The sequence below is a fragment of the Serratia sp. CY84636 genome, assembly GCF_052166245.1.
Taxonomy (GTDB): Bacteria; Pseudomonadota; Gammaproteobacteria; order Enterobacterales; family Enterobacteriaceae; genus Serratia; species Serratia nevei.
In genome coordinates, this window is the sequence record NZ_JBJNOX010000012.1 from 98,076 (window position 1) to 110,667 (window position 12,592).

The 12,592-nt window shown below is 59.9% G+C and carries 13 protein-coding genes; 10 read left to right on the forward strand and 3 right to left on the reverse strand.

From position 1 onward, the window contains the following. Positions 1-7: 7 nt before the first annotated feature. Genes ACJ8QI_RS22950 through iolE form a run of 3 tightly spaced genes read left to right on the forward strand, consistent with a single transcriptional unit; the run spans position 8 to position 2,902 of the window. A complete protein-coding gene (locus ACJ8QI_RS22950; RefSeq protein ID WP_038871433.1) occupies positions 8-1,021 on the forward strand; it encodes a Gfo/Idh/MocA family protein in 1,014 nt (337 codons plus the stop codon). Positions 1,022-1,061: 40 nt separating this feature from the next. Then, positions 1,062-1,946 carry a sugar phosphate isomerase/epimerase family protein gene (locus ACJ8QI_RS22955; RefSeq protein WP_442533142.1) on the forward strand — a complete coding sequence of 295 codons (885 nt, stop codon included), beginning with the start codon at positions 1,062-1,064 and terminating at the stop codon, positions 1,944-1,946. A 59-nt stretch (positions 1,947-2,005) separates the two neighbouring features. Next, positions 2,006-2,902, forward strand: a complete 897-nt coding sequence (gene iolE, locus ACJ8QI_RS22960) for a myo-inosose-2 dehydratase (RefSeq protein ID WP_019455194.1) — start codon at positions 2,006-2,008, stop codon at positions 2,900-2,902. Between the two features lie 58 nt (positions 2,903-2,960). Here iolE and ACJ8QI_RS22965 read toward each other — a convergent pair whose 3' ends face one another. Then, positions 2,961-4,142: a P1 family peptidase gene (locus tag ACJ8QI_RS22965; protein WP_308345168.1), complete on the reverse strand. Its 1,182-nt coding sequence runs from the start codon at positions 4,140-4,142 to the stop codon at positions 2,961-2,963. Beyond that, positions 4,135-4,650 (reverse strand): GNAT family N-acetyltransferase, encoded by a 516-nt coding sequence (locus ACJ8QI_RS22970; RefSeq protein WP_060424478.1) that lies wholly within the window; start codon positions 4,648-4,650, stop codon positions 4,135-4,137. Before ACJ8QI_RS22970 ends, ACJ8QI_RS22965 begins: the two co-directional genes overlap by 8 nt. A gap of 388 nt (positions 4,651-5,038) precedes the next feature. Here ACJ8QI_RS22970 and ACJ8QI_RS22975 point away from each other — a divergent pair, with 388 nt between their 5' ends. From ACJ8QI_RS22975 to gntK, 4 genes are all read left to right on the forward strand, one after another. Beyond that, entirely contained in the window at positions 5,039-5,734 is a 696-nt protein-coding gene (locus tag ACJ8QI_RS22975; protein WP_038873615.1) for a pirin family protein, read from the forward strand. 130 nt (positions 5,735-5,864) lie between these two features. Then, positions 5,865-6,860, forward strand: coding sequence for a gluconate operon transcriptional repressor GntR (gntR, locus tag ACJ8QI_RS22980; RefSeq protein ID WP_060424481.1), 996 nt, complete (start codon positions 5,865-5,867; stop codon positions 6,858-6,860). Between the two features lie 340 nt (positions 6,861-7,200). Beyond that, the gene (gene gntT / locus ACJ8QI_RS22985; RefSeq protein WP_442533143.1) at positions 7,201-8,517 is read left to right on the forward strand and encodes a gluconate transporter; all 1,317 of its coding nucleotides are present in this window, start codon (positions 7,201-7,203) and stop codon (positions 8,515-8,517) included. 101 nt (positions 8,518-8,618) lie between these two features. Then, complete coding sequence (gene gntK, locus ACJ8QI_RS22990) at positions 8,619-9,146, forward strand: gluconokinase (protein ID WP_033649350.1); 528 nt, start codon at positions 8,619-8,621, stop codon at positions 9,144-9,146. A 30-nt stretch (positions 9,147-9,176) separates the two neighbouring features. Here gntK and ACJ8QI_RS22995 read toward each other — a convergent pair whose 3' ends face one another. Then, positions 9,177-9,770, reverse strand: a complete 594-nt coding sequence (locus tag ACJ8QI_RS22995) for a YhgN family NAAT transporter (protein ID WP_025159894.1) — start codon at positions 9,768-9,770, stop codon at positions 9,177-9,179. A 192-nt stretch (positions 9,771-9,962) separates the two neighbouring features. On the opposite strand from ACJ8QI_RS22995, the gene asd reads away from it, so the two are divergent. From asd to ACJ8QI_RS23010, 3 genes are all read left to right on the forward strand, one after another. Continuing rightward, entirely contained in the window at positions 9,963-11,066 is a 1,104-nt protein-coding gene (asd, locus tag ACJ8QI_RS23000; RefSeq protein ID WP_016930397.1) for an aspartate-semialdehyde dehydrogenase, read from the forward strand. 158 nt (positions 11,067-11,224) lie between these two features. Then, positions 11,225-12,055, forward strand: coding sequence for an RNase A-like domain-containing protein (locus tag ACJ8QI_RS23005; protein WP_442533144.1), 831 nt, complete (start codon positions 11,225-11,227; stop codon positions 12,053-12,055). Positions 12,056-12,063: 8 nt separating this feature from the next. Further along, positions 12,064-12,354 carry a contact-dependent growth inhibition system immunity protein gene (locus ACJ8QI_RS23010; RefSeq protein WP_442533145.1) on the forward strand — a complete coding sequence of 97 codons (291 nt, stop codon included), beginning with the start codon at positions 12,064-12,066 and terminating at the stop codon, positions 12,352-12,354. The last annotated feature ends 238 nt before the right edge of the window (positions 12,355-12,592 follow it).

The window sequence follows — 12,592 nt, forward strand, 5'->3', positions numbered from 1 at the left end:
AGCGAAAATGACATTGAACATTGGGGTTATCGGCACCGGCGCCATCGGCCGCGATCATATCCGTCGCTGCAGCAAAGTGTTGCAGGGTGCCCGCGTGGTGGCGGTAAACGACATCAACCGCGACAACGCCGCCAAGGTGGTGAGCGATCTGCAGCTGGATGCCCGGGTGTATGACAACGGCCACGATCTGATCAAGGCCGCCGACGTGCAGGCGGTGCTGGTCACGTCCTGGGGGCCGAGCCACGAAGAGTTCGTGTTGGCGGCCATCGCCGCCGGCAAACCGGTGTTCTGCGAGAAGCCGCTGGCGGTGACCGCGCAGGGCTGCAAAAACATCGTCGATGCCGAAGCGAAACACGGCAAGCGGCTGGTGCAGGTCGGCTTTATGCGCCCTTATGACCAGGGCTATCGCGCGTTGAAACAGGTGCTGACCAGCGGCCAGATCGGCGAACCACTGATGCTGCACTGCGCGCACCGCAACCCGACGGTCGGCGAGGCCTACACCACCGATATGGCGATCACCGACACCCTGATCCACGAGATCGACGTGCTGCGCTGGCTGCTCGATGATGACTACGTGTCGGTGCAGGTGGTGTTCCCGCGTAAGAGCCCGAAGGCGTTCCCGCACCTGAAAGATCCGCAGATTGTGCTGTTTGAAACCGCCAAGGGTACGCGCATCGACGTCGAAATCTTCGTCAACTGCCAGTACGGCTACGACATTCAGTGCGAAGTGGTGGGGGAAACCGGCATCGCCAAACTGCCGGAGCCGTCCTCGGTGCAGATGCGCAGCGGCGCCCGCCTGTCGACCGAAATCCTGACCGACTGGAAAGATCGCTTTATCGACGCCTATGACGTCGAGCTGCAGGGTTTCATCAACGACGTGGCTGCGGGCAAGCTGACCGGGCCTTCCGCCTGGGACGGCTACGCCGCCGCGGTGACCGCCGACGCCTGCGTGGCGGCCCAGCTCAGCGGCGAGATTGTGCCGGTGACCTTGCCGGCGCGCCCGGTGTTCTACAACAAATAATCGGCCTGTCCCCCATACCTACGATTGCAGAGGAGTGACCATGAAGATCGCTTTTGATGTCGACGTTATACGGGATTTGGGCGTGACCAAGATGGTGCAGCAGGTGGCGGACTGGGGCTACAAATACATCGAACAGTCGCCGCACCCGCAGATCAACCCGTTTTACAAGCATCCGAAGGCCAGCCGCGAAATCATGGCGGAGTATAAAAACGCCCTGAAAGCGACCGGCGTGGAGATCTCCTCATTTATCGTGGTGTATCGCTGGTCCGGGCCAGGGGAAGATCGCCGCCAGGCGGCGGTCAAAAACTGGCGGCGGATGATCGAAATCGCGGTGGAAATGGGCGTGCAGGTGATTAACACCGAACTGGCGGGCAACCCCAACGAACCGGAGATCTGCGAGGAGCTGTGGTATCGCTCGATGGAGGAGCTGTTGCCGATCGTCGAGCGCGAGGGTATCCGTATGGAGATCCAGTCGCACCCGTGGGACTTTTGCGAGCTGAGCAACGAAACCGCCGATCTGGTGAAGTCGCTGCGCAGCGACCACGTCAAATACCTCTACAGCGTGCCGCACACCTTCTATTACGACAAGGGGCAGGGTGACGTGGCCGGCATGCTGCAGTACGCCGGGGACGATCTTTCCCACGTGCTGATCGCCGACACCATGAATCACACCAAGCATTGCCGTTATATCGTCAACCCGCCGGGCGTTGACGCCGCGGTGCATCAGCACGTCGGCATCGGCGAAGGCGAGGTGAATTTCGACGCCCTGTTCCAGACGCTGCGCGACATGGAATTTGCCAACCGCAGCTTCAAGGTCGGCGACGAATCGATCATCTGCACCTCGCTGTTCGGCTACCCGGAAAAGATGCCGAGCCAGGCGGTGGCGACCAGAGAGCGCATCGAAAGAGAGCTGTTGGGCAAATAATCTTATTCGGCTCGCCGGCGGCGTTTGCACCGGCGGCCCTCCAAGGACCGAGGCAGACCATGAATAAAGACAACGTGAAATTGGCCATTGCGCCGATCGGCTGGACCAACGACGACATGCCCGATCTGGGCAAGGAAAACACCTTCCAGCAGTGCGTCAGCGAAATGGCGCTGGCCGGCTTCACCGGCAGCGAAGTGGGCAGCAAATACCCGCGCGATCCGGCGGTGCTGAAACCGATGCTGGATATTCGCGGCATCCAGATCTGCAACGCCTGGTTCAGCACCTTTTTCGCCGACGGCCAGAAAGACAAAACCATCGATGAATTTATCAACCACATGAATTTCCTGCATGCCATGGGCGCCAGGGTGATCGGCTGCTCCGAGCAGAGCAAGAGCATTCAGGGCACCACCAAAGGCGTGTTCGAAGAGAAGCCGTACTTCAGCGATGAAGAGTGGCAGCGCGTGGCCGACGGTTACAACGAGCTGGCGAAGATCGCCGCCGGCAAAGGCATGCAGGTGTGTCTGCACCACCACATGGGCACCGGCATTCAGACCACGGCCGAAATCGATCGCTACATGAGCATGGTCAACGACGACGTCTACCTGCTGTTCGATACCGGCCATGCCTACTATTCGGAAGGCAGCCAGCAGGCGATGATGGCGATCCTGGAGAAGTATCTGCCGCGCATCAACCACGTCCATCTGAAGGACGTGCGCGATGAGGTGGTGGCGGAAGTGAAAGCCAACAAGCTGAGCTTCCTCGACGGCGTGAAGAAGGGCACCTTCACCGTGCCGGGTGATGGCGTGATCGACTTCAGGCCGGTGTTCAAGCTACTGGACGAGCGCGGTTACAAAGGGTGGATGGTGGTGGAGGCCGAGCAGGATCCGGCGCTGGCCAACCCGTTCGAGTATGCGGTAAAAGCGCGCCGTTATATTCGGGAAACCGCCGGCATTTAAGCGACGAGGGTTAATCATGATTAAGGGGCGCCAGCGCCCCTTTTTTGGTGGCGGCGTGTTAGCCGCCGAGCGTTTGCCAGGTTGCGACCTGGCTGCCGGGCCACGGCGTGGCGGCATGTACGCCACGGGCGATCGCCCGGGCCAGGGTGTCCGCCGCCAGCGCGCCGATCTGCAGCACCGCCAGTTCGCGGCTGCCCTGAACCTCGCGCTGCCCGGTGGACAGGGCGAACACTACGTCGCCGTCAAACGGGCTGTGCAGCGGGCGGATGGCGCGCGCCATGCCGTCTTGCGCCATGATGGCCACCCGTTTCAACTCCACCCGCGTCAGCGCCAGGTCGGTGGCGATGCAGGCCAGGGTCGTGTTCTTTCTGCCGCCCTGCGGCTCTTGTTCCATCCAATCTTCGCCCTGCGCGCGCAGTTGTGCCAGCGCCGCTGCGCCGCCGTTGCCGAATTCACCGTCAATTTCATAGGGGGTCGCCCAGAAGGCGCGGGTGCCGGGTGCGACCACCGCACCCAAACTGTTGACCGCCACCAGTGCGCCGACGGTAGCGCCATTGGCGGCAATGATAGATGCCGAGCCGAGGCCGCCTTTCAGCTTACCCATGCCGGTCATGGCACCGTAGCCGGCGCCGACGGTGCCCAGCGGAAAGTCCAATCCGGCCTTGCCGACCGCATCGATGCCCAGTTGGCGATACGGCGGCGTGAGCTGCCAGTTTTTGTCGCCGCCGTTGGCCAGATCGTACAGGCAGGCGGTGGGCACGATAGGGGATACCGGCACGCCGGGGGCCGGGCGCAGCGCGTAGCCTCGGCCCTGTTGCCCCAGCCAGGCTGCGACGCCGTCCGCCGCCGCCAGGCCGTAAACCGAGCCGCCGCTGAACGTCAGTGCATCGACGGTCTGTACCAGATTGTCTTCACCCAGCGCGTCGGTTTCCCGGGTGGCGGGGCCGCCGCCGCGCACGTCCACGGCGGCGATCGCCGGGCTGTCCGGCAGGATAACCGTCGTGCCGGTACGCACCCGGCTGTCTTGCGCCACGCCGACCTTCAGGCCCGGCACATCGGTAATCAGGTTGCGGGCGCCTGGGCGCCCGGCGGCGGAAGTTGGCATAGCGGCACCTAATGGGGTGAGAGGAGAGAATATGCCGGCGGCGGCGGTCAGGCCGGCCAGCGCTTGTAAAAAGGTTCGGCGGTTGATGCACAGGGGCCGGCGCAGCAGCCCCTGTGGGTAAGGGCGATTACGCATCGCCGTGCGGCTGCCCGGAGCGCAAACGCGCCATATGGTAGGCGTCGACCAGCACGCCGTCGCGCATGGCATAGGCGCGGCTGGTGCCCTCTATTTCGAAACCGAACTTGCGGTATAGCGCGATAGCCGCCGGGTTGTCGGTGAACACCGTCAGTTCGATGCGCTCGATGGCCGCCCAGTTGTCGCACAGGTCGATCATCGCCTGCATCAGGCGGCTGCCGACGCCTTGACCGTGGTAGCGTGGATCGACGCCGATGCCGAAGGTGGCGACGTGGCGGCGGCGAACGCGCTGATTCAGCATCACGACCAACTGCCCGGCAAGCTGTCCGTCGATGAAGGCTGCCAGGTTATGCGTGCCCGGTTCGGGATTGGCGAGGCGCTTCTGCCAGGACTCGACGGACGGTAGCGGGAGCTGCAGCGTATCGCGGTAGACGGGCGTCTGCGAATAAAGATGATGCAGGGCTTGCGCATCCGTCGTTTCCACGTGGCGTATCACGATCTCGCTCATCTCGCTGCTCCTGTTGCTTACCGGTTGAATAACCTCTGAATTTATCCGTTTACTGCCTTGAGTCAATATTATTTGAACGGGTCAAAAAAAACGCTTTACAGGTGCGAATGATAATGATTATTATTGCGATGCGTTCCGGGGAGGGCATCAACCCTTGATACTCTCGCTGCGAAGGCACGACATTGCTCACATTGCTTCCAGTGTTTACTTAGCCAGCTCGGGTGCTGGCTTTTTTTTTGCCCTTTTTCAACCGCTTCCGCCTTCAACAAATCCGTTGCCCATCAGGTGTTTCATTTCATCGAAATTTTTGAACAGAGGCATGAGTTTTTTACGCTTTCTTATTCTGCCCGCAGGACTAGACTGTAAAAAACATTGAGGAGAGTTGAATATGATTTATGTACGTAAAGCGGAAGACCGCGGCCACGCCAATCATGGCTGGCTGGATAGCTGGCACACCTTCTCTTTTGCCGACTACTACGATCCGAACTTTATGGGGTTCTCGGCGCTGCGTGTGATCAACGAAGACGTGATCGACGCGGGGCAGGGTTTCGGTACCCATCCGCATAAAGATATGGAAATCCTGACCTACGTGCTGAGCGGCACTGTGGAACATCAGGACAGCATGGGCAACAAGGAGCAGATCCAGGCCGGCGAATTCCAGATCATGAGCGCAGGCACCGGGGTGCGTCACTCCGAGTACAACGCCAATCAGGATCGTCCGTTGCACCTGTACCAGATTTGGATCATTCCGGATCAGGTCGGGCTGGAGCCGCGCTACGAGCAGCGCATGTTCGACGCGCCGCAGGGCCGTCAGCTGGTGCTGTCGCCGGATGCGCGCGACGGTTCGCTGAAGGTGTTCCAGGATATGACGCTGTCGCGTTGGGCGCTGAATAAAGGCGAACAGGGTGAGTACCCGATCGCCGCCGGCCGCCGTATTTGGATCCAGGTGGTGCGCGGCAAAGTCTCGGTCAACGGCCAGGCCGCCGGCATCAGCGACGCATTCGCGGTGTGGGATGAATCGGCGCTGACGATCCAGGCCGACGAAGAGAGCGAAATCCTGCTGTTCGATCTGCCGCCGGTGTGATTAAGCGGTAAATTTCAAGGGCTCACGCTGTGAGCCCTTTTTGCGTTGGCCGTCGCATAACCGACAATATCGGCCCGCCGTTTTTTTTGCTAAAATGACTGCCCATTCACGGTTAGTCAGTTCATTGATAATGAAGAAAAAACGGCCGGTACTCCAGGATGTGGCGGACAAGGTGGGCGTGACCAAGATGACGGTGAGCCGTTATCTGCGCAATCCCGACCAGGTTTCTGCCGCCCTGCAGCAAAAAATCGCCGTCGCGCTGGATGAGCTGGGCTACATCCCCAACCGCGCGCCGGACATCCTCTCCAACGCCACCAGCCGGGCGATTGGCGTGCTGTTGCCGTCGCTGACCAACCAGGTGTTCGCCGAAGTGCTGCGCGGCATCGAAAGCGTCACCGACGCGCACAACTACCAGACCATGCTGGCGCACTATGGCTACCTGCCGGAGCGTGAAGAAGAGCGTCTGACCTCGCTGCTGTCTTACAATATCGACGGCCTGATCCTGTCTGAGCGCCATCACACGGCGCGCACCCTGAAAATGATCGAGGTGGCGGGCATTCCGGTGGTGGAGCTGATGGACTGCGTCTCGCCGTGCATCGATCTGGCGGTGGGCTTCAACAACTTCGAGGCAGCGCGCCAGATGACCCAGCAGATCATCGCGCACGGCCACCGTCACGTGGTCTATTTCGGTGCCCGTCAGGATGAACGTACCCTCATCAAGCAGCAGGGGTATGAGCAGGCGATGCGCGAATCCGGCCTGGAACCTTACAGCATCATGACCGCGCGTTCTTCCTCCTATTCCGCCGGCGGCGAGCTGCTGCGCCTGGCGCAGCGCGACTATCCGCAGATCGACAGTATCTTCTGCACCAACGATGACCTGGCCATTGGCGCGGCCTTCGAGTGCCAGCGGCAGGGGCTGTCGATCCCGCAGGACATGGCGATCGCCGGTTTCCACGGCCATGATATCGGCCAGGTGATGGTGCCTAAGCTGGCCAGCGTGCTGACGCCGCGCGAACGCATGGGGCAGATCGGCGCCGAGCGCTTGCTGGCCCGGCTGCGCGGCGAAACGGTGTGCCCGCGCATGGTGGACGTCGGTTTCACCGTGATCCCCGGCGGCAGTATCTGAGCCATTTTAACGTTCTGTTTTAACACCCTTTCTTTTTGCAGCGCGCCCTGAGGCGCGCGGGTTATCCCGCCTGTAAGCCCGCCGGCCGTTGCCGGCATAAGTTTGATCTCTGTCCCAGAACGCGAATTTTAGCCGCTTACCCGGTTCCTGCGCTTATGTTGTTACCGGTATCATGATACCGGTAACAACGAGTGTGCGGTCATCTTGCTGCAAGACTGAACCTCTGAATCAACAACACCTACAGCTCTTCTTAAACACCGGGAAAGAGCCTAAAAATAAAACAACCGCACGCTTTACGCCTATCGTAAAGAGAGTCGCGATAAAAGGTTGGAGAAAAATTATGCCATTAGTGATTGTTGCAGGCGGCGTAGCGCTGCTGCTGCTGCTGATGATCCGCTTCAAGCTGAACGGCTTTATCTCTCTGGTGCTGGTTGCTCTGGCGGTCGGGATCGCACAGGGTATGCCGGTCGATAAGGTCATCGGCTCCATCAAGGCCGGCGTGGGCGGCACGTTGGGCAGCCTGGCGCTGATCATGGGCTTCGGCGCCATGCTCGGCAAACTGCTGGCGGACTGCGGCGGCGCACAGCGCATCGCCACCACGCTGATCGACAAGTTCGGCAGAAAACATATTCAATGGGCGGTGGTGCTGACCGGCTTCACCGTCGGCTTCGCGCTGTTCTACGAAGTGGGCTTCGTGCTGCTGTTGCCGCTGGTGTTCACCATCGCCGCCTCCGCGCACATCCCGCTGCTGTACGTCGGCGTGCCGATGGCCGCCGCGCTGTCGGTGACCCACGGCTTCCTGCCGCCGCACCCGGGCCCGACGGCCATCGCCACCATCTTCCATGCCGACATGGGTAAAACCCTGTTGTACGGCACGCTGCTGGCGATCCCGACGGTGATCCTGGCCGGCCCGGTTTATGCCCGCTTCCTGAAAGGCATCGACAAGCCGGTGCCGGAAGGCCTGTACAACCCGAAAACCTTTACCGAAGCAGAGATGCCGAGCTTTGGCGTCAGCGTCGCCACGTCGCTGGTGCCGGTGATCCTGATGGCGCTGCGCGCGGTGGCTGAAATGGTGTTGCCGAAGGGCCACAGCCTGCTGCGCTTCGCCGAGTTCTTCGGCGACCCGGTGATGGCGACCCTGATCGCCGTGCTGATCGCTATCTTCACCTTCGGCCTGAACCGCGGCCGCACCATGGATGAAGTGATGGGCACCATCACCGACTCGATTAAAATCATCGCCATGATGCTGTTGATCATCGGCGGCGGCGGCGCCTTCAAACAGGTGCTGGTGGACAGCGGCGTCGAGCAGTACATCGCCGGCCTGATGGAAGGCAGCAACGTTTCGCCGATCCTGATGGCCTGGTCGATCGCCGCCGCGCTGCGTCTGGCGCTGGGTTCCGCCACCGTGGCGGCGATCACCGCCGGCGGCATCGTCGCCCCGCTGATCGCCACCACCGGCGTCAGCCCTGAGCTGATGGTGATTGCGGTCGGTTCCGGCAGCGTTATCTTCTCGCACGTTAACGATCCGGGCTTCTGGCTGTTCAAGGAGTACTTCAACCTGAGCATCATGGAAACCATCAAATCCTGGTCGGTGCTGGAAACCATCATCTCGGTGTGCGGCCTGGTGGGCTGCCTGCTGCTGGCGACGGTCGTATAATCGTTATCCGACGCCCTGCGGGGCGTCGGCGTTCCAGAGTATCTTTATCAGTTGGGACGCATTTGGCGCGCTCGCGCCAGTTCCCATAAGGGCATGACACAATGAGTAATCCGCAGAATCACGTATTTATCCTGATGGGGGTGTCCGGCAGCGGTAAATCCGCCGTGGCCAGCGCCGTCGCCCGGGAAGCCGATGCCGCCATGCTGGACGGCGATTACCTGCACCCGCGCGCCAACATCAACAAAATGGCCGCCGGGCATGCGCTGGACGACAACGATCGCGCTCCGTGGCTGGCTGCGCTCAACGACGCCATCTTCGCCATGCAACGCACCAATCCGGTGTCGCTGCTGGTCTGCTCGGCGCTGAAAAAAAGCTATCGCGACCGCCTGCGCGAAGGCAATCGCAACCTGCATTTCCTCTACCTGAAAGGGGATAAAACGGTGATTGAGGAGCGCCTGAAACAGCGCAAGGGCCACTTCTTCAAACCGCAGATGCTGGTTTCGCAGTTCGCCACGCTGGAAGAGCCGGGCGAGCAGGAGCCGGATGTGCAGGCGATCGACATCAACCAGCCGCTGGACGGCGTGGTCGCCGACACGCTCGCCTGCATCAACCGCATCACCGCCCGCTAAGCGCGGGCCGTCGTCGGCGCCGTCAGGCGCCTACAGCTTCATATAAGCCCGCACGCCGTCCAGGAACATCTGGGTCGACAGCATCACCAGAATCAGCCCCATCAACCGCTCCAGCGCGCTGACGCCTTTGCTGCCCAGCAGGCGCAGGAACAGGTTCGACATCAGCAAAATGGCCGCGGAGAGGCCCCAGGCGATCAACAGCGCCGCCACCAGATGGGGCAGCTGATGCGGATACTGGTGCGACAGCAGCATCAGCGCTGCCAGAATCGACGGCCCGGCCACCAGCGGGATCGCCAGCGGCACCAGGAAGGGCTCTTCGCCGGCGGACAGCCCCGAACTGTTGCCCTCCTGAGACGGGAAAATCATCTTGATGGCGATCAGAAACAGGATGATGCCGCCGGAAATGGAGACGGTTTCGGTACGCAGGTTGAGGAACGCCAGAATTTTCTCGCCGGCGAACAGGAAAATCAGCATCAGCAGCAGGGCGATCAGCAGCTCGCGGATCAGCACCACCCGGCGCCTGCGCGGCTCCAGGTGCTTGAGCACCGACATGAAAATCGGCAGATTGCCCAGCGGATCCATAATTAAAAACAGCAATACCGTAGCGGAAATCATCTCTGTCATGGTGACCTCGTGATCGGGAAAACGCCTCGGCCTTTCTGGCCGCGTCCTTGCCTATAAGAAGGATTGCTGAGAAATCCTCAGCCATCGAATAAATTCACTTTGCGCCCGCGCCGACATTTTGTAAGGTGAGGAGATATTGCACACAACTCGTTATCACCTACATAGCCCTTATCCGGGCGGGAAACAGATATTATGAAAAACGTTGGTTTCATCGGTTGGCGCGGAATGGTCGGCTCGGTTCTCATGCAACGCATGACGGAAGAGCGCGATTTCGACGCCATTCGCCCGGTCTTTTTCTCCACCTCGCAGCACGGTTCTGCCGCGCCGGCCTTCGGCGGCCAGCAGGGCACGCTGCAGGATGCGTATGACATCGACGCGCTGAGCGCGCTCGATATCATTATTACCTGTCAGGGCGGCGATTATACCAACGAAGTGTATCCTAAGCTGCGCGCCAGCGGTTGGCAGGGTTATTGGATCGACGCGGCCTCTTCGCTGCGCATGCAGGACGATGCCATCATCATCCTGGATCCGGTCAACCACGCGGTGATTCAGCAGGGCCTGGACAAAGGCATCAAAACCTTCGTCGGCGGCAACTGCACCGTCAGCCTGATGCTGATGTCGCTCGGCGGTCTGTTCGCCAACGATCTGGTGGAGTGGGCGTCGGTCGCCACCTACCAGGCGGCCTCCGGCGGCGGCGCGCGCCACATGCGCGAACTGCTGACTCAAATGGGCATGCTGCACGCCGACGTGGCGAAGGAACTGCAGGACCCGGCCTCCGCCATTCTGGATATCGAGCGCAAGGTGACCGAGGCCACCCGCAGCGGCAAACTGCCGACCGATAACTTCGGCGTGCCGTTGGCCGGCAGCCTGATCCCGTGGATCGACAAGCAGCTCGACAACGGCCAGAGCCGTGAAGAGTGGAAAGGTCAGGCGGAAACTAACAAGATTCTGAACACCGGCAGCGTGATCCCGGTCGATGGTCTGTGCGTGCGCGTTGGCGCGCTGCGCTGCCACAGCCAGGCGTTCACCCTGAAGCTGAAAAAAGACGTGTCGCTGCCGGAAATCGAGCAGATGCTGGCGACGCACAATGACTGGGTGCGCGTGATACCGAACGACCGCGAGCTGACCATGCGCGAACTGACGCCGGCGGCGGTGACCGGTACGCTGAATACGCCGGTTGGCCGTCTGCGCAAGCTGAATATGGGGCCGGAGTACCTGTCGGCGTTCACCGTGGGCGACCAGCTGCTGTGGGGCGCGGCCGAGCCGCTGCGCCGCATGCTGCGCATCCTGTTGTAAACCCCACTCGCCAGTTCATCTGTAGTATTTCAAAGCCCGCTTATTGCGGGCTTTTTCATATGAGTTGGGTCATGTCGGTATTGTCTGAGTGTGGTTACAAGTTAACCTGTGCTGTGGTATTTATAAACGCATTGTCTACATAGCGCAGGTATAGGGATATGATCTCCAACGAAGGATTGCAGGTTGCGCTTTCACCCGTGCAGCTAGCGGCTGTGATATCGGATAGCACGGTCACAGAAGGGGAAACCTGGAGTAATCGGCTCATGGGGGGGCTGGGTTTGGCGGGGGGAGTCGTCGAACTTCTTGGGGCTGGGGTTATGTGCTATGCACCTGACCCAACATTGTTAACCAAAGTGGGATGCGTGGTCGTAGGCACTCACAGCATGGATAGCATAAAAACCGCTTCAAATCAGATCATTACCGGTCGATCATTTACGACAGATACTTACAAGTCGGCGGTTTTGCTGGCTCAGATGTTGGGGGCCGACGAGGATACGGCCTACAACGTCGGTTTAACGGTAGATATTGCCGTTCCTTTGGTGTTTGCAAGCGCTTTAGGCGTTGCGCGCGTGGCTTCCGTTCGGGTGGGGCAACTAAAATTGCTTGAGCACGAGTCTATAGCCGGTGCCAAAGGAGGCGGGCACACCATTGCTAAGCATGTCGCTAAAAGCTCAGAGGAGTTGTTGGAGCGCTTGGCAAAGAGCCCTGGTTTACAATCAGCCTCGACGTTTACAGATTTACGTACTGCTGAATACGCAATTAGTCGGGCGTTGAGAGTGAATCACTCGCTTATTAAGCACTGGGCGCAACAGCCTGCTTCGGCCAACGTGCTTGAACTCACGTATCAGGCGGGTAAAGTGGTTGGTTTTGGCTACAGGCAAGGAGGCGCAATTCAATTAACGTCCAACAGCGTGCGAGTTGTCTTGCTAAAGAAGATTTACAACGGTAAGCCATATTACATTTTAACCGCTTACCCCATTATCAGATAAGGGACCCTATGGGCTTTTCAGTCACTAATCTCGGTACACTTGTGCGTGTTTTTTTTGGACAAGATTATGATTTATTTGGAGAGTCTGTAGAAGAGATCCTGGCCTCTTATCGGGAGACGGAAAATACCGCGGCAGTGAGAAAAACCGTCGATGAAGCACGAGCGTTGCTGGCGCAATATCCTGAGGAACAACAGCTTGAACTTGCTGTTGCTGAACTTGCTGATGGGGAGTTTGCACCAGCGCCATGGGGATACACAGCGCGATCGTTTCTTGAGAAGGTGATCTCTGCTTTGGAATAGGCGATACCTGCTGCTTCTGTACTTTGTTATAAACCCGCACTTCCTGGGGGCTGGCTGATTTCAGCCCCCTAAAGCCTCGTTTTCCGCTTTTTTGTTCGCCGCGCACCGCGCCGGGCAACGTCACCGCAAGCCTCGTTTCACCGTGCTCCACCCCGCATATCTCCTCGTCGGCCGCCGCATGCAGAAGCCGCCGGGCTGGCAGTTTTCTTAATGAAGAATTTTCCTGAGCAATGCTGAG

What these genes read in the sequence shown, in the direction of transcription:
- ACJ8QI_RS22970 (WP_060424478.1), bottom strand. Translation starts at nt 4,650, where the DNA reads ATGAGCGAGATCGTGATACGCCACGTGGAAACGACGGATGCGCAAGCC.
- ACJ8QI_RS22950 (WP_038871433.1), top strand. Translation starts at nt 8, where the DNA reads ATGACATTGAACATTGGGGTTATCGGCACCGGCGCCATCGGCCGCGAT.
- gntR (WP_060424481.1), top strand. Translation starts at nt 5,865, where the DNA reads ATGAAGAAAAAACGGCCGGTACTCCAGGATGTGGCGGACAAGGTGGGC.
- ACJ8QI_RS22965 (WP_308345168.1), bottom strand. Translation starts at nt 4,142, where the DNA reads ATGCGTAATCGCCCTTACCCACAGGGGCTGCTGCGCCGGCCCCTGTGC.
- gntK (WP_033649350.1), top strand. Translation starts at nt 8,619, where the DNA reads ATGAGTAATCCGCAGAATCACGTATTTATCCTGATGGGGGTGTCCGGC.
- ACJ8QI_RS23005 (WP_442533144.1), top strand. Translation starts at nt 11,225, where the DNA reads ATGATCTCCAACGAAGGATTGCAGGTTGCGCTTTCACCCGTGCAGCTA.
- asd (WP_016930397.1), top strand. Translation starts at nt 9,963, where the DNA reads ATGAAAAACGTTGGTTTCATCGGTTGGCGCGGAATGGTCGGCTCGGTT.
- ACJ8QI_RS22975 (WP_038873615.1), top strand. Translation starts at nt 5,039, where the DNA reads ATGATTTATGTACGTAAAGCGGAAGACCGCGGCCACGCCAATCATGGC.
- ACJ8QI_RS22955 (WP_442533142.1), top strand. Translation starts at nt 1,062, where the DNA reads ATGAAGATCGCTTTTGATGTCGACGTTATACGGGATTTGGGCGTGACC.
- ACJ8QI_RS22995 (WP_025159894.1), bottom strand. Translation starts at nt 9,770, where the DNA reads ATGACAGAGATGATTTCCGCTACGGTATTGCTGTTTTTAATTATGGAT.
- ACJ8QI_RS23010 (WP_442533145.1), top strand. Translation starts at nt 12,064, where the DNA reads ATGGGCTTTTCAGTCACTAATCTCGGTACACTTGTGCGTGTTTTTTTT.
- gntT (WP_442533143.1), top strand. Translation starts at nt 7,201, where the DNA reads ATGCCATTAGTGATTGTTGCAGGCGGCGTAGCGCTGCTGCTGCTGCTG.
- iolE (WP_019455194.1), top strand. Translation starts at nt 2,006, where the DNA reads ATGAATAAAGACAACGTGAAATTGGCCATTGCGCCGATCGGCTGGACC.